General features: G+C 59.7%; 16 protein-coding genes, 1 tRNA gene and 1 pseudogene. 4 read left to right on the top strand and 14 right to left on the bottom strand.

Annotation, left to right across the window (positions count from 1 at the left end):
• Positions 1-376: 376 nt before the first annotated feature.
• From ACSQ76_RS08280 to ACSQ76_RS08230, 11 genes are all read right to left on the bottom strand, one after another.
• Positions 377-1,072: a recombinase family protein gene (locus ACSQ76_RS08280; RefSeq protein WP_437156200.1), complete on the bottom strand. Its 696-nt coding sequence runs from the start codon at positions 1,070-1,072 to the stop codon at positions 377-379.
• 239 nt (positions 1,073-1,311) lie between these two features.
• On the bottom strand, positions 1,312-2,385 hold the full coding sequence (locus ACSQ76_RS08275) for a helix-turn-helix domain-containing protein (protein WP_437156199.1): 1,074 nt from the start codon (positions 2,383-2,385) through the stop codon (positions 1,312-1,314).
• Positions 2,385-2,843, bottom strand: coding sequence for a hypothetical protein (locus tag ACSQ76_RS08270; RefSeq protein ID WP_437156198.1), 459 nt, complete (start codon positions 2,841-2,843; stop codon positions 2,385-2,387). The genes ACSQ76_RS08275 and ACSQ76_RS08270 overlap by 1 nt, the downstream gene beginning before the upstream one ends.
• Before the next feature lie 608 nt (positions 2,844-3,451).
• Positions 3,452-6,616 carry a hypothetical protein gene (locus ACSQ76_RS08265; RefSeq protein ID WP_437156197.1) on the bottom strand — a complete coding sequence of 1,055 codons (3,165 nt, stop codon included), beginning with the start codon at positions 6,614-6,616 and terminating at the stop codon, positions 3,452-3,454.
• Positions 6,617-6,706: 90 nt separating this feature from the next.
• A complete protein-coding gene (locus ACSQ76_RS08260; RefSeq protein ID WP_437156196.1) occupies positions 6,707-6,868 on the bottom strand; it encodes a hypothetical protein in 162 nt (53 codons plus the stop codon).
• Between the two features lie 268 nt (positions 6,869-7,136).
• Positions 7,137-7,445, bottom strand: a complete 309-nt coding sequence (locus ACSQ76_RS08255; RefSeq protein WP_437156195.1) for a hypothetical protein — start codon at positions 7,443-7,445, stop codon at positions 7,137-7,139.
• A gap of 12 nt (positions 7,446-7,457) precedes the next feature.
• Positions 7,458-7,652 (bottom strand): hypothetical protein, encoded by a 195-nt coding sequence (locus ACSQ76_RS08250; RefSeq protein WP_437156194.1) that lies wholly within the window; start codon positions 7,650-7,652, stop codon positions 7,458-7,460.
• Entirely contained in the window at positions 7,642-7,938 is a 297-nt protein-coding gene (locus ACSQ76_RS08245) for a hypothetical protein (protein ID WP_437156193.1), read from the bottom strand. Before ACSQ76_RS08245 ends, ACSQ76_RS08250 begins: the two co-directional genes overlap by 11 nt.
• Positions 7,939-8,199: 261 nt before the next feature.
• A complete protein-coding gene (locus ACSQ76_RS08240; RefSeq protein WP_437156192.1) occupies positions 8,200-8,703 on the bottom strand; it encodes a hypothetical protein in 504 nt (167 codons plus the stop codon).
• A gap of 1 nt (position 8,704) precedes the next feature.
• Positions 8,705-8,944 carry a hypothetical protein gene (locus ACSQ76_RS08235; protein WP_437156191.1) on the bottom strand — a complete coding sequence of 80 codons (240 nt, stop codon included), beginning with the start codon at positions 8,942-8,944 and terminating at the stop codon, positions 8,705-8,707.
• Positions 8,945-8,952: 8 nt separating this feature from the next.
• Positions 8,953-9,207 carry a hypothetical protein gene (locus ACSQ76_RS08230; RefSeq protein ID WP_437156190.1) on the bottom strand — a complete coding sequence of 85 codons (255 nt, stop codon included), beginning with the start codon at positions 9,205-9,207 and terminating at the stop codon, positions 8,953-8,955.
• Positions 9,208-9,502: 295 nt separating this feature from the next.
• On the opposite strand from ACSQ76_RS08230, the gene ACSQ76_RS08225 reads away from it, so the two are divergent.
• Positions 9,503-10,105, top strand: a complete 603-nt coding sequence (locus tag ACSQ76_RS08225) for a hypothetical protein (protein ID WP_437156189.1) — start codon at positions 9,503-9,505, stop codon at positions 10,103-10,105.
• Between the two features lie 244 nt (positions 10,106-10,349).
• Here the strand turns inward: ACSQ76_RS08225 and ACSQ76_RS08220 are convergent.
• Positions 10,350-10,434, bottom strand: a tRNA-Leu gene (locus tag ACSQ76_RS08220).
• Positions 10,435-10,597: 163 nt separating this feature from the next.
• Between ACSQ76_RS08220 and ACSQ76_RS08215 the strand changes: the two genes are divergently transcribed.
• Entirely contained in the window at positions 10,598-11,095 is a 498-nt protein-coding gene (locus tag ACSQ76_RS08215) for a Hint domain-containing protein (RefSeq protein ID WP_437156188.1), read from the top strand.
• A gap of 39 nt (positions 11,096-11,134) precedes the next feature.
• Here ACSQ76_RS08215 and ACSQ76_RS08210 read toward each other — a convergent pair whose 3' ends face one another.
• Complete coding sequence (locus tag ACSQ76_RS08210) at positions 11,135-12,004, bottom strand: NAD(P)H-hydrate dehydratase (protein ID WP_437156187.1); 870 nt, start codon at positions 12,002-12,004, stop codon at positions 11,135-11,137.
• 145 nt (positions 12,005-12,149) lie between these two features.
• A pseudogene (locus ACSQ76_RS08205) lies at positions 12,150-12,740 on the bottom strand (NAD(P)H-hydrate epimerase); the annotation flags it as partial.
• A gap of 194 nt (positions 12,741-12,934) precedes the next feature.
• On the opposite strand from ACSQ76_RS08205, the gene ACSQ76_RS08200 reads away from it, so the two are divergent.
• Both ACSQ76_RS08200 and glnA read left to right on the top strand, forming a co-directional pair.
• Positions 12,935-13,273: a P-II family nitrogen regulator gene (locus ACSQ76_RS08200; RefSeq protein WP_306129722.1), complete on the top strand. Its 339-nt coding sequence runs from the start codon at positions 12,935-12,937 to the stop codon at positions 13,271-13,273.
• Positions 13,274-13,310: 37 nt separating this feature from the next.
• Positions 13,311-14,717 carry a type I glutamate--ammonia ligase gene (gene glnA, locus ACSQ76_RS08195; RefSeq protein ID WP_437156186.1) on the top strand — a complete coding sequence of 469 codons (1,407 nt, stop codon included), beginning with the start codon at positions 13,311-13,313 and terminating at the stop codon, positions 14,715-14,717.
• Positions 14,718-14,747 lie beyond the last annotated feature (30 nt).

The raw sequence follows: 14,747 nt of genomic DNA, 5'->3' as shown, positions 1-14,747 counted from the left end.
AACGGGTCACGGTCGGGCCTGCAACTCGATCTCGCTCGATTTTGAAATTTTCGGACGCGGGATTCTGATCCGGAGAGGTCGGGGGTCGTTTTGGGGCTGGGTCCCCGGTCGGGCAAAATTTGCATGGCAGCAGAACAAACGTAACAAACATGACATAGAAAAATCGCGGCGCACTTTTCGGCGGGTTTGCACCACCTATGCGGACAGCATCTACGCCCGATTTCGCCCCCCACCCCTAGTACCGCCTTGGGTCCCATGCACTAAATATAGTGCCTAAGGGATTGAATGGCGTTAAGTCTGCTAACGCAGACAACATCTGCTTCACCCGCTCACGCGGGGGCGCTGCCCTGTCCCGCACCTGTTTTGTCAGTGGTTTTCAGGCCGGATTCAGCCTGTTTAGGGCGTTCTTCACAGTCTGTGGATACCAGACCTTCTTGCCTCTTGGCGTCTCGACACCTGCCTTCGTCAGGGCGTCTGCGATGGCCTGATATGATGACTTAGCCGCACGCATCGGCAGGGCAATCTGGGCGATATTCTGGGCGTGATTGTCAGCGATACGTCGATTGGCAATGGCCGCGTTAGCGGCTCCGCCCCTGTCCCCCCCAAGGACCGTCCCCTTGGCCTTCACAGAGGCCAGACCTGCTTTGGTCCTGATGCTGATAAACTCGCGTTCCTGTTCTGCCAAGGATGCATAGATATGAAGCTGGAAGTTGTCCGCCTGAGGCATGCTCACGACCTTAAAACTAACGGTTTTGTCATCGAGAAGCTGTGCGATGTGCAGGACTTTCCTAGACAGCCTGTCGAGCTTACTGACAAGGAGCGTCCCGCCGATGCGGCGGCAATGTGCTAGCGCCTCAGACAGCCCCGGACGCCGCCTAGGATCGTCGTGCTTACCGCTGGCAACATCCTGATAGGAGGCCACTAGAGCCGCGCCCTCGCAGGCGTAGTTGGCAAGGAACAGGCCAATGTCTCGGCGCTGCGCCTCCATTCCGTTTCCGGTGCGGTCTTGCTTGGCAGACGACACCCTATAGTAGGCGATGAAAGGACCTTCGATGCAGTCATTTTCAGCCATGTACAACCCTCTCTACAACCATCCATTGTTCGTTGAGATTCTTTAAGGGTTTTATACGTCGCCCAAGGCATGATTCGCCAGTGAAATCAACGCCTTGAATCCGAAACGATCTGTTTCCGTGTGTCTTGCGATGATTTGCAAAGCGTATATCAAATGTATATACCCTATGAGGGTTTGCAAGTCGGCGTTCGACGGCGTCTGCGACGCCGCCTATCAGATATTCGGGCGCGGCATGTTATCTACTTAACTAGACTCAACTTCGCTTGCTCAGGGCGGGCCGGAAGATGTCCGGCAAGGTCGAAAATCAGCGTTTCCACCTCTTCCCAAGGCAGGTTCAGTTCCTTCGCAATCTCAGACCGGGTCACACCGTTTTTCCAGAGTGCAGCCAAGACCTTCCCTAGAACCGTTGACGTCTCGCGCTCCACTCCAACCGGTTCGGCCTTTCTATACCCACGCTGTCCCAGTTCAATGATGATCGAACGGTAGTGCCAATCACTCAGCATCCCTAATCCATGCAGCCTAGTTGCCAGCGCCATTGCAGAGACCTTCCAACGCTGCTTAACCCTGATAATCTGCGAGGCGCTATAGGCGCGGGCAAGGCTGCTCTTAATGTCCGCCTCGGGCATCAAGAAGGCCGATGCGAATTGGTCTGCCTGCTTTTCGGCGTCCTCAATCTGGGCCGACTCCCTTGCCGCGTGGAAGTGCAGCACAAGGTGTCCCAGTTCATGCGCGGAGTCGAAGTTCGACCGCTCCGCCGTCTTGCGTTGGTTCAGGAACATGTAGGGCCGTTCGGCGTGCCAAAACGAATAGGCATCGACGTTCGGGGTGTTCTCGGACAGGGAAAGCACCCTGATACCCTTGGACTCGTAGAGCTTGAGAAGACTCCCAATCGGTCGATCACCTAGCCCCCAGTGCTGGCGCAAGAGGCGCGCGGCGACTTCGGGGCGGTCCCGCTCTTTGCTCAGGTCTATAAGGTCCGGCGCGGGCAGGTTGAAGTGACGCTCGATCCAGTCATAGAAGGCGATACCAATCGACCCCGCAGCCAAGGACGCATTGCGTTCCGCCGCGCTCATTTTCTTGAGGCTTCGGAACGACACGGCCTTCGTTTCGAGGGTTTCCGGGGCTTCCATGAAGAAGAAGTCAACGGGGTAGTCTAGGGCGCTCGCGAGCTTCTGCACCGTGGCGTCGTCGGGTTGGTGCCCGTTCTCAGCCTTGGACACAGTAACAGGTGTCAGGCCTGCAGCTTCTGCGAGTCCCTTCCCGGACAGCTTCCGCCTAAAGCGGGCCATCTTGAGTCTTTCTGCGCTGAACATCACAGGTTGTCTTTGATGCTTACTGGCACTTCGAAGTCGTCGAGGGGGTCGGCCTCTGGGTCGATACGGGCTTCCCAGTCTTCATCCGGGCGGTCCACGAAAATGCGTTCGCGGAAGTCTGCGTACCGTTGATTCTCGATGATGGGGCTGGACAACTCAACGCTGCCGTCTTCGCCGACCATGACGAAGTAGGTGGCGACCTGATCGCCGTGTGGGTCTTTCACATCGTCGCGGGGGACTCTGTCGTGGTCGGTTTCAAGAACCATGCCGTAGTGCTCGAACAGGGGAAAGCTGCACATCCGCTCCGCAGCGGGACCCTTTGCCGAACGTGGCATGGGTTTGAAGACCGGATCGCACGCCTTGTCCACGTTCTGGTAGCCAATACGGATTCCCCGCTCGCGGTTGATCACAGCTTCCACGCCAAGCGTGCGGTCTATCACCCACTCGCCGTCCAGCACCTGAGCGCGCAGAGCCTCCACCCCCGGATGTAGGCTAGCGTCCCCGGCGCGTTCAGCGGCATGAGCGGGCTTGCGTCGTCTGCAGCCGCACGGGCAGAATCGCGCACGGCGAGAAGCTGCGGCAATGTAAGGCCAAAGTCGGCGAGCCTTACTTCGGCGTCAGATGGGTTATCGGTGATTGCGGTGTTGAAGGGTGCCATGCCTGCCTCGTTTAAGATTCTACCCCACATTAGAGGGGAAAAATCTTAAACGCGCAAGCCCCCAAAATCATGATCGCCGACGCGGGGCAGAACCGCCGGGAGTTGCGGGAGTTGGCGGGAGTTGGCATTTCAACTCCCGCCCCAAGTTTATCTATATTTTACAGGGCGTTACGAACAAAGGGCGGGAGTGCGGGAGTTGCGGGGGTATTCTGAGGGTAGATGAGAAAAATTATTTTTCAGGCATCAAAAGGAGGGGATCAAAATATTATTTTCTGTAGAGGCTGAGAGGGCCGAATAACTCCCGCAACTCCCGCACTCCCGCCCCCGCCTCGCAAGCCCCTGATAAAAAGAAAAACTTCCGCCGGGAGTTGCGGGAGTTTTGCCGGGAGTACGGGAGTTACTCCCGCGCTAGGCCAGATTCAGTTCCAACCGATAACACTTGGCATTTGCCTTGGAGTCGTGTTCCTGCACAAACCGCGCCTCGTACGCCTTGCCGCCAATTTCGACGCGGTACGTCCGCTTTGCCGCTGCCTTGAACCGGAGTCCGGCCTTGCGTGTGTTCTCGTACCGTACTTCCGTTTCGTCACCGGTGAAGACTTCCCGATAGCCCCACTGGTCCAGCCGGGGCGTGTCCTCCATCGCGTGGAGAATGTCGAACATGCCGAACTTACCGGCGGCGGTTTCCTCGTCGGTCTTCGATCCGATGTAGAGGCGCGCGTCAGCATTACCGTGCATGGTTCCGGCAATCGCCTGCATGACAGACGACATTTCATCGTCGCGCCCATCTGAAAGTCCGGTCAGTTCAGACTGGTTCCCCATGAAGCCGCCCACGCCAGCCGCCTTGAGAATGCCGCCCATGACGCCTGCCCAGTTCTCAAAACTGGCCAACGTGTGGTCGCTGCGCTGCATCCCCTCCGCAACCCAGTGCTGAATGATGGTCAGGCAAGCGTGGACCAACCCCGCCCGGTGTTCGAGCGTCCACGTCCGAACGTCCTTATGCCGCCAGCCGCCTTCAGGTACGAACTTCGCCGGGTCCACGGCCTTCCGGTCCAGATCAATGAGAATGCAGCGGCGCAAAAGTTCGTCACTCATGGTCAGCGTGTTGGCCGCGAACACCCATGACGACATGATCTGCACCAGTGCAGTCTGTGTCTTGCCAAGGATACGCGCACGATAGCCGGTATCCGGCGGCGTCATCGCAGAGGCCAGTTCCGCCGAGTCCATCTCGTGATTGATGTTGTCGAAGAAGACTGCCGGTTCGCCGTCCAGCAATACCGCAGTGAGTGTCTTCGCCAGTTCATCCTTGTTCTTCGGCATGGGCAAGGCGGGCGCGGGAGCACCACTGCGGATCGTCGTGCAGACGTCTACCAGATACCCGGCTCCGGTCCCCGGCGCAGGCTTGTTGACCACGTGCCCCGGCGTAGCACCGCGGATCATGTTCCGGGCAAAGTGCAACAGGATGAAGGTCAAGGAATTGGCCACGGCGGGGACGCCTGACGGCGTAAACGTCTTTTCCATGATCTCCTGCCGCGTCAGACCGCCCAGCGGAAAGTCGGCAAGGCATTCCTCCACGATGAAACGCGCGGCCTCCTGTGCCTCTTCGGCAGTCGGGCGCGGGCTAACGCCCGCCAGCACCAATTCACTGTCCAGATACATCTGCGACCCGGCGTGATACCCGTTCGCCGTCACAAGCGTCCCGTCCGCCGCGAAAAACGGCGTGTCCACGACACCGCGAAGAGGCAAGGCGAATTCCGAGAGGTCCGACGAAAACAGGTCATCTACCACATCGTAGGGCGGATAAACGTGCTGCAACTCACCCTCGCCCTTCGGCTTCCAGAACGTAGTGACCTTGCCCAGTTCATGCCGCCGTCCGGCACGGTCCAGCGTCTTCAACCGCCCGCGCCGAACGATTGCCGGGGCTTCCATGTACTCGAACAGGAAGGGGGAGTTTTCATTCGCGGCCCTGGCGGCGTCAGCCGCATAGCGCGTCTGATCCGGGGCAGGTTCAGTGATGTACATGCCGCCTGAGAATTCCTGATCCTTTTCCCGCTTGCGCAGCTCTTCTTCCAGCTCCTTCCAGAACTTCTTGATCTCCCGCTTGCCGAGATTGGTGCCCTTCGCCAGAACCGCCGTCACGTTGGCCTGCACCGTGAGGTCTACGCCTTCGCGGAACAGCTTCTTGATGAACTTGCGAATGTCTTCTTCGCTGCTTTCCGAATTGAACGCTTCCGCACGCTGCTCGGGAGTCTTGCTTTCGCCTGCGCTCCCTTCTTCTCCCAATTCACTAGGGGTCAGCTCTTCGAAAGGACCCGGCGGCTCGGGTGTGTCTGCCATAAATGACGGGGCTTCCAGCCATGCCGGATCAATAACTTCGTCTTCAATCCATCGCCGGACATAATCTACGGTGTGGTAACGTTCCTTGCAGGTATGCTGGCACAGGGCCATGGCGTAGCCGTATTCGCTGTCAGGTGCGTTCCAGACCGTCGTGGAAGTGGGGCCGCTTTCGCTGGTGTGTTCATCTGAGAACGGACATTCGACATGCAGGCGGTCACTGGCTTCTTCCTTGGCCACGTGTGAGCCTGCCAACATGTCCGCCAGCATCCACCGCTTACCATAACTGCGATAGAGCGCAGTCACGTCGACTCCAGTGCTGGTGATAACGTCAGGAATGGAAGAGCTTCCGATGGCCTTGGCTGCCTTCAGATACGGGTTGTTCTCGCCCTTCGCCTTCTCAGGAATCTCTTCCCACCGGACGGGACGTCCCTGAAAGACGGCGCAATACCATTCCGCATTGGTGCGGTGCTTTGCGACATACAGAATCCGCGACGGGTCGGTTGCGACGGGATCAATGGTCACGCCCAGAAGATCGGCAATACCGCGGACCTTGTTTGCCCAGATTTCCCCGCCCTTCTTGGGGCTGGGGTGAAGCTCTGAGACGTCTACAGGCTCGTCAAGGAGGGCAACAGCACGCATCTTCTGAAGCGGCGGGCAGGACCAGACACACTGCTTCTTGCCGTCAATGTCGGCGCGGGGGTCCACCAACTCGCACTGGGAAATGAAGGCTTCGGAATACGTCTTCTTACTCCGAAGGAAATCCCGGACGGTTGCCGTGGAAATCTCTTCGCCGTACTTCAGAATCGTGTCCACCTTTTCGCAATCGGTGGTTCGTGCGTGGTTATGAGAGGTGTAGAGGACGATTGCGAGGCCCGATGCTTCGCACCGGTCGATAACGTCTGACAGAGGCTGTTCCGGTTCAATGTCCAGACCGATTGCCACCATGTGGCGCATGTTCTCCGCAGCGCGTTCACCATTGGCACTGGTGCCGAAGACGTACCCCGCGCCGTCCTTGCGGATGTCTTCGCGGTGCCACGTCAGAGAGTCTTCAAACCACTCGCGCCACGTCTTCTCCTTAGAGCGCCAGCCGCGCTGCTTGATCCTGTCCCAGTGACGTTCGATGAAACGCGCGCGGCGCTCCAAAAGCGCCTGCCATTCCGGCGCGTCTTCGCCGCGCAACTCAGCATCGTTCCAATGGGTGCGGGCGTTGTTCACCGCCAGCTTGATATTACCTGCCATTTACTCTTCTCCGTGCAGCTTAGTTTAGCATCGCTTGACCTCCTCTTTCTTGGTCGGCAGGCCCGCTAAACGCGGGCCACACCAATTCGATTAAACCCCGCGCAGCGCGGCATTCACCAGCCGCGACTCCTGCACGAGATACCCGGCAAGCTCCTCGATCATTTCGAGCATCTTGATCCGCTGGTGAGGGCCTCGCTCCTCCAAGGACTTGTCCGCAATCTCGTGCGAAAGCTTGATGATCTTGTCTTCCATTCTGTGTCCCGTCATACTAAATGTTGATTCCCAGTTTCGGTGGCAGGTACTACGTAAACCGCTGGAAAAGCATCCGTCAATCGCGATTTGAAAATCATACATAGCCATAAAAAACTGGCGAAATTCACTTTTCCGCTTCAAGCTGAAAGCCCAAATCAGGACTGCGCTCGAAGCTTAAATCCGCAATGCAGTAAATCAACATATTGTGTTTTGCGCAGGCGCGGCGCACAAGCTTGTTGCGCAAACGGAAACCGATTGTTTCGCCTGCTCAAGCGTAATCGTCGACGATCTCGGCAAGGTCGTCGGCGAGCTTTTCCGGATATGCTGCGACTTCGAGGCGCTTCGCCCCATGTCCAACATACCACTCCTTAGACGCGGGCCGCTTGAAGCCTGCCGCCTTGAACACGCGGCGCGTCAGCGCCGCATCCCCGCCAAGGGCGTCCCGAAGCCAATTAAACTCGATCCTCACGCCACCATTGCGTGCACCTACGGCGCGCAACCGGTCGGCGAGGTCGTCAATCATGTCTTCGTCGTAAGTCGTCTGGTGGGGCAACGCCCCGAGATGGTGCTTCCTCATGTCGTTTTCTCCTTAGATATTTTCGTGGCGCGAGGGGGCGAACTCAGCGGCGAGGATTTTCTCGATCCCCCTCTGGACGCTGGCCAGATGACTCTTGAAAGTTTCGAGGTCGGGAAACAGTAAGCGGGCGTTGTACCAAAGCTGGCGACGCCTGTGCATCCGGGCCAGCGCCTGCTCCATCGGCAGGGGTGAATTCTTACGCGGCACGGCGCTGCTCCAAAAGTTCTTCGACCTCACGCTTGAGCCGTTCGGACTCTTCTGCATGCTGTTCATCCGTCCAGTCCTGTCTAAGCGCCATGGCCCGCTCCCAGCGTTCCCGATGCGCGCGGCGGCGGTTGATCTGCGCCTTGGACAGCTTGCCGTCATTGAAAGAACCCGCGCCACCGGGATTCTCATCCAAAATGCTAGCCATGCCCGTGCTCCGCGCGGTAGCGCAGTGCATTCCTGCGGCGCGCTTCTGAAGTAAGGTCTGCCGGTACAGTCGCAGGTTCATCTTCAGCCAAGCCTTCGGCGGGGGCGTCCAATGCCGCACAGACTGCCTGATATTCTTCTTCAGTGAGGTTCACGGAACTATCGGGGCGGTAGGTGTAAGACCCAGCAATAACCCCGCCTTCCACATACACCGGTGGACCGTCCGGCGCGTCCCGAATATCCGTGGCAACGTCATGGCGCTCAAACAGAAGGTGGTATGTACCGGCGTGGGCGGCGTGGGGCCAATCCTCCTTGATGGTGGCCACGGTACGGTCTACGCGGCTCATACCAAGCCCCACTTACGCGCCATCGACAAGCGAGTACCTGCGTCCTCGATTTCGCTCAGCATCTCCAACCGCTCTGCGCGAGAGACGGTGTCCGCTTCGGCAGGGGCGGTGGCAATCCCAAGCTCGCGCGCCTTCGAGATACGGCGCGACGCCGAACTGGCCCAGCGGTCGGGGTGGACGTCGCCCTTCCCGCGATTGACCTGTGATACGGCCTCTGAGCGAGCTTCTGCGTCCCCCTCTGCAATACGGCGGGCCAGCGCGGATTCATGAAGCGCCGGAAGTGCTTCCAGTTCAGCAATGTAATTGTCTGCATCCATCTTGCCGCCGCCATTTCCGAGCGCTGCAAGGCGTGCTTCGCGGATGTCCAGAACCTGCGCAGGTTCGATCTGAACGCCGCGTTCCGCCGCGTCCGAAATCACCTTCTCGCAGATTTCGGCCCATCGCTCTGCGATGACCTGCGAGCCGCGAACAAGGTCCAGAAACGTGTCGTGGTTAGCCATGTTATGCGGCCTCCTTAATGTTGGTGTAATTGCAAATGGCAAATGCGGGAGACATTCGGTCCATGTCAGGAACGTCCCCGGCCCGGAAGACGAACTTCAGCACGTCGGGCTGCAGGACGATCAGGACCCGCAACAGTTCAAGGTTCTCGACTACGGGGGCGGCGCAGACGTTGCTGTTTGCCACGCTGACCACGAAGAAATTCTGGACCTTGCTCAAGCGCGTCCGGGCATCTTCAGGCATCCATTCAATCAAGCCTCGGGCGACCTCTGCGGCTTCAACACCGCCGACATATAAGGTATCTTCAGGGGCGTAGCGGCGCTCAAAAGCGCCGGAATAGCGCCCTTGGCGACTTCGCGCGGGCGAACGGTCGGCAGGGCTTCTGCCAAATTGTAAAGGCGGGTGCCGCGCGACCCGGAACGATAGGTGGCGCTGCGGAGTCGTCGCCCCGCCGTCTCGACGCAGCACCCGCAGGCCCGCGCATAGTCATGCTGATTGATTTCCATGCTAATCCTCAAAGGTCGGGAAAATTTGTCGCACAGTCAGTTTGTGCTTGACAAAACAAATAGCATAATTCGAATCGGATGTCGATGTTTTGGAAAATTCGGGTCAGGGTCAGTATTGCTGACCCACCTTGGTGGCCCGAAACCGGACCGCCGCACGACAATAAAAACGCCCCGCCGTGATGGCGGGGCGCTGTGCTTTACGAGCGTCGCGTATCTGGACGCGCCTCGAACGTTTTGACAGTCTCTATCATTAGGGGGCGACACACCGGCCCTTAGATTTGATTGGAGGAGCTGAGTGAACTACGCCGAACAGTTGATTTCGATAGTTGAGGCGGGCGGCAAGGTCGTTGGCTCAGTGTTTCTTGCCAGCACGGCAGTACTTGCTTTCGAGTACTTTTTGCCCGGCCTATTTGTGGGGCTGCCCGCTTGGGTACTTCCCGGCGTAAGGGTTGTCGCAATCGTCACATTCACGCTTTTCATTGCAGCGCTCTCAGGATCGGCGCTCAAGCACCTTACCAGCCTTGGAAAAAAGATCACCGCCCCGATGCGCCGCGAGACGATCCGGGCCAAACTATTGGAGCTACACCACCAAGAGGTTCTGGTCCTGTGCAAAGCACTTTCCGAAGATGAACGAGTGCTTTGGATAAACCCGGATTTAGCAGTGACCATCAGCCTACAGGATAAAGGCCTCATCAAGAGTTATTTTCTTGGCGTCGGGTTTGGAGACGGGACTACCAGCTTCAGGATTCCAATGGAAGTGTGGAGGGCTTTACTCGGAATGGAAGAATTCAGGATGCAGGACAAAGCAGCGCTAGCACGTGCGCTAAAATCGAACAGCACGGATGCTCAGATATTAGCGCTCTTACCGCAATCCCACCCCGCGATCAGCGCCATGTGAGCCTCCACTCATGTGTCTACCCTGTACGTCGGCGCGCCTTAATTTCCCCACGGACCGTGAACGAGTCGCCTTCGCGTTCCGCACGTTCGCACTCACGCGCTACAGCCGCATACAGAATCCCTTTCTCTTCGATGCTACAGCGCTGCTACAGTTGCCCACCCCGCTGTAGCAAAATCGTAGCAGTAGCAGGAATTTTCCGTCCCGCCGAAGTTATAAAATCTAATTTTTGTGTTTAATTTCAGTGTGGTGCGGGTGAAGGGACTTGAACCCCCACGCCTTGCGGCGCCAGAACCTAAATCTGGTGCGTCTACCAATTCCGCCACACCCGCATCGAGCCGCGTCTTAGCAAAGCCTGAAACAGGAAGCGAGTGGAATTTCCCGCAATACGGCCCCACCAAATATGCCGCGCCCTTGAACAAAAGGCGCGACATTGACGAAATGTTGACGTATGGTGATGAAAAATTCGAGGCAGAAAACAGAGCGAGATAGCCCATGGAACCGAAAACGGTCGGGCGCACAGGCGGGACCAACCCGTCCGGGGCCAAGGTGCAGGCCAGCGGCTTTGTCGCGGGCGCAGTAATAATGACATTAGAAGGCGAGAAGGCGGTGGAAGATCTCCGTCCCGGCGACCGCGTGATCACGCGCGACACCGGCATGGCCATCCTTCGGGACATATCCTCGGCGACCCTGCGCACCCGTGCGATCCGGATCCAGGCCGGCTCGCTGGGCCACACCCGCCCGGTGCGCGACGTGCTGTTGCCGTCAGGGCAATACCTGCTGATCCGCGACTGGCGCGCCGAGGCGATGTTCGGCGCGAAACGGGCCATGGCACAGGTATCGCAACTGGTCGATGGCGAGTTCATCACCGACGAAGGCGAGGCCGAGATGACGCTCTTCACCCTCGACTTCGACACGCCGCACGTGCTCTACGTCGACGGGCTCGAAGTCGCCAGCACGGCCGATATCGCCGCGTTGTCGAAAGCGGCCTGACGCGCCCGCCCCGGGCCTCGGACCCGGGACCTCGCCCTCTCAACCGAACAGATCCCGAAAAACCTTCGGCAGCTCCTCCGGCAGATCCTCCGCAATCAGCCCCGGCCCAAAGGCGCGCGCGCACTCGACGTGCAGCCAAGCCGCGGCCTCCGCCGCCTGCATCGGCCCATGCCCCCGCGCCAGCAAGCCGGTGATAAACCCGGCCAGCACGTCCCCTGCCCCGGCCGTCGCCAGCCACGGCGCCGCGCGGTCATACTGCGCGGAATTGATGCTGCACCGCCCGTGCGGCGCCGCGATCACCGTGTCAGCGCCCTTGAACAGCACCACGCAGCCGGCACGCGCCGCCGCGTCCCGCGTCGCGTCCACCTTGGAGTAGGCCGGGCCTGTAACCGGGGTCGCGTTCAACCGTTCGGCGATATCGGGGAAAAGCCGCGCAAACTCGCCCCCGTGGGGCGTCAGCACGCAAGCTTCGTGAAGCATCCCGAACAAATCCTCGGGTTCCTCGACAAACGCCATCAGCGCATCCGCATCCATCACCGTAGGGCGGGCTTCCACCCCGCCTTGCCCCAACGCAATCGGCACAAGCTCCCGCGCTCGCTCGACGCCCAGTCCGGGCCCCAGACAGAGCGCGCTCAGCCGATCGTCCTTCAGCACCTCCGCCAGCCCGTTGCCCCCCTCGATCCGCGACAGCATGATCGACGTCACCTGGCAGGCCACCTCCTGCTGCGCCCTCGGCGGCACACCGAGGCTGACCAGCCCCGCCCCGATCCGCAGCGCGCCCCGCGCCGCCAGCCGCGCGGCGCCGGTGCGTCCTGCACCGCCAGAGAGGACAAGGGCATGGCCGTGAGAATATTTGTGGGCCGCCGCCTTGCCCAGCCGAGCAATTGGAGACCCCACAAGCCGAACCATGCCGCCCGGCGGCACCGCCGGGCAGCCTCCGACCGCCCCCCTCGGGCGCGGGCTTCACCCCCACCCGCGGCCAGGGGCCGCCCTCAAGGCCAATGTCTGCCACGACCACCTTGCCACAGGCGAAATGCCCATCCCCGATGAGATGCCCTTGCTTCATCCCATGGAACGAGACCGTCAACTGAGCGTTCAAGGCGCTGTGCACGCGCCCCCCGCGTTCTGGCCGAAGGGCCTTGCCGCTGTCGCTACATAGCCCGCTGGGAAGGTCCACCGATACGATGCGCATATTCGGATGCCGGAAACTTCGCGCCCTGCCCCGCTGCTCATTGATATGAAAAAAAGCATCCGAGAGATCGACAACAGGCCGCGTCAACCCGGTCCCGAATAACGCATCTACCAGCAAGTCGGGCAGGTCCTGCGTCCAGTCTGCGATAGCGCCGACGTCCCCCATCTCCGCCCACCGCTCGTAATTGACCCGCGCATCCGGCGACAGCTTGGCGGCGTCGCCATAGAGAAACACCTCAACCTCCCAGCCCCAGTCCTTCAACAGCCGCGCCACCACGAACCCGTCGCCGCCGTTATTCCCCGGCCCGCACAGCACCACCGCCCGATGCGGCGCCTTCGCGATCTCCGGCCATTCCTCGAACACCGCTTCGACCACGCCGCGCCCGGCGCGCTCCATCAGCTCCAGCCCGGTCACCTCGCCCGAGGCAATCGCGGCCTCTTCGATGGCCCGCATCTGCGCCGCCGTCAGTAATTCGGTCATTCCCGCTCCATAACGATTCATTTTCGCACAAAACTCAGGCATATTGCCCAAATTTTAATCACACGATTGGATCACCCTGCCGCAACTCCGCCCAAACCCCTATCCGATTGTGCCGCGTTACCAGAAATGATCTGCAAATCCCGCAAGTCAGTCGGAGGAGTCGACCCATGAAAAAAATCGAGGCGATCATCAAGCCCTTCAAGCTCGATGAAGTCAAGGAAGCGCTTCAGGAGGTGGGTGTGCAGGGCCTGTCGGTGATCGAAGTCAAGGGCTTCGGCCGCCAGAAAGGCCACACCGAGCTTTACCGCGGCGCCGAGTATGTCGTCGACTTCCTGCCGAAGGTGAAGATCGACGTCGTGCTGGACGACGATCAGGTCGACGCCGCGATCGAGGCTATTGTCGATGCCGCAAAGACCGACAAGATCGGCGACGGCAAGATTTTCGTCAGCCCCATCGAACAAGCCATCCGCATCCGCACCGGCGAATCCGGTTCGGACGCGCTTTAAACCTACACTTGGAACCAAAACGAAGGGATCAATGGACATGAGCGCAAAAGATCTGCTCAAGACGATCAAGGACAAGGAAGTCGAGTATGTCGACATCCGTTTCACGGACCCCCGCGGCAAGTTGCAGCACGTGACGGTCCTGGCCGATCAGGTCGACGAGGATTTCCTCGAGGAAGGCTTCATGTTCGATGGCTCGTCCATCGCGGGCTGGAAATCGATCGAAGCCTCCGACATGAAACTGATGCCCGACACCGCGTCCGGCTACATCGACCCCTTCTATGCGGAAACCACGATGTGCCTGCACTGCTCGATCGTCGAGCCCGATACCGGCGAATCCTACGAGCGCGACCCGCGCGGCACCGCCGAAAAGGCCGAAGCCTACCTGAAATCCAGCGGTCTCGGCGACAGCGCGTTCTTCGGTCCGGAAGCCGAATTTTTCCTGTTCGACGACGTGCGGTTCTCGAACTCGATCAACAAGGTCTCCTATGAGGTCGACGCGATCGACGCCTCCTGGAACACCGACACCGAGTACGAGATGGGCAACATGGGCCATCGTCCGGGCGTCAAGGGCGGCTATTTCCCGGTGAATCCCACCGACGAGGCACAAGACATCCGCTCGGAAATGCTCTCGACCATGAAGCGCCTGGGCATGAAGGTCGACAAGCACCACCACGAGGTGGCGTCGTGCCAGCACGAGCTTGGCCTAATTTTCGACAGCCTGACCAAGCAGGCAGACGAACTGCAGAAATACAAGTACGTCATCCACAACGTCGCCGCCGCCTACGGCAAGTCGGCCACGTTCATGCCCAAGCCTATCGCGGGCGACAACGGCACGGGGATGCACGTCAACATGTCGATCTGGAAGGACGGCAAGCCGCTCTTCGCCGGTGACAAGTATGCCGACCTCAGCCAGGAGGCGCTCTACTATATCGGCGGCATCCTGAAGCACGCCAAGTCGCTCAATGCGTTCACCAACCCGTCGACCAACAGCTACAAGCGTCTGATCCCGGGCTTCGAGGCTCCCGTGCTGCGCGCCTATTCGGCCCGCAACCGCTCGGGCTGCGTCCGTATTCCGTGGACCGAGTCGCCGAAAGCCAAGCGCGTCGAGGCCCGCTTCCCCGATCCGTCGGCAAACCCCTACCTGTGCTTTGCCGCGCTCCTGATGGCCGGCCTCGACGGCATCAAGAACAAGATCGACCCGGGCGAGGCGATGGACAAGAACCTCTACGACCTGCCCGCCGAAGAGCTGGAAGGCATCCCGACCGTCTGCGGCAGCCTGCGCGAAGCCATGCAGGAGCTTCAGGCCGATCACGAGTACCTTTTGGCCGGTGACGTGTTCACCAAGGACCAGATCGAGGGCTATATCGAGCTCAAGATGGAAGAGATCGAGACCTACGAGCACACGCCGCACCCGGTCGAATTCGGCATGTACTACAGCTGCTGATTGATCAGTCGGCTGAGACCCAAGCGGGCG

This window comes from Roseovarius sp. B08, from assembly GCF_051417955.1.
Lineage (GTDB): Bacteria > Pseudomonadota > Alphaproteobacteria > Rhodobacterales > Rhodobacteraceae > Roseovarius.
This window is presented reverse-complemented; position numbering and strand designations above follow the sequence as displayed.

Bases quoted from the DNA above. Each gene is read 5' to 3' on its own strand.
- ACSQ76_RS08255 (WP_437156195.1), bottom strand. From the start codon at position 7,445: ATGAGGAAGCACCATCTCGGGGCGTTGCCCCACCAGACGACTTACGAC.
- ACSQ76_RS08235 (WP_437156191.1), bottom strand. From the start codon at position 8,944: ATGCCTGAAGATGCCCGGACGCGCTTGAGCAAGGTCCAGAATTTCTTC.
- ACSQ76_RS08230 (WP_437156190.1), bottom strand. From the start codon at position 9,207: ATGGAAATCAATCAGCATGACTATGCGCGGGCCTGCGGGTGCTGCGTC.
- ACSQ76_RS08265 (WP_437156197.1), bottom strand. From the start codon at position 6,616: ATGGCAGGTAATATCAAGCTGGCGGTGAACAACGCCCGCACCCATTGG.
- glnA (WP_437156186.1), top strand. From the start codon at position 13,311: ATGAGCGCAAAAGATCTGCTCAAGACGATCAAGGACAAGGAAGTCGAG.
- ACSQ76_RS08215 (WP_437156188.1), top strand. From the start codon at position 10,598: ATGGAACCGAAAACGGTCGGGCGCACAGGCGGGACCAACCCGTCCGGG.
- ACSQ76_RS08240 (WP_437156192.1), bottom strand. From the start codon at position 8,703: ATGGCTAACCACGACACGTTTCTGGACCTTGTTCGCGGCTCGCAGGTC.
- ACSQ76_RS08200 (WP_306129722.1), top strand. From the start codon at position 12,935: ATGAAAAAAATCGAGGCGATCATCAAGCCCTTCAAGCTCGATGAAGTC.
- ACSQ76_RS08210 (WP_437156187.1), bottom strand. From the start codon at position 12,004: ATGGTTCGGCTTGTGGGGTCTCCAATTGCTCGGCTGGGCAAGGCGGCG.
- ACSQ76_RS08280 (WP_437156200.1), bottom strand. From the start codon at position 1,072: ATGGCTGAAAATGACTGCATCGAAGGTCCTTTCATCGCCTACTATAGG.
- ACSQ76_RS08245 (WP_437156193.1), bottom strand. From the start codon at position 7,938: ATGAACCTGCGACTGTACCGGCAGACCTTACTTCAGAAGCGCGCCGCA.
- ACSQ76_RS08260 (WP_437156196.1), bottom strand. From the start codon at position 6,868: ATGGAAGACAAGATCATCAAGCTTTCGCACGAGATTGCGGACAAGTCC.
- ACSQ76_RS08275 (WP_437156199.1), bottom strand. From the start codon at position 2,385: ATGTTCAGCGCAGAAAGACTCAAGATGGCCCGCTTTAGGCGGAAGCTG.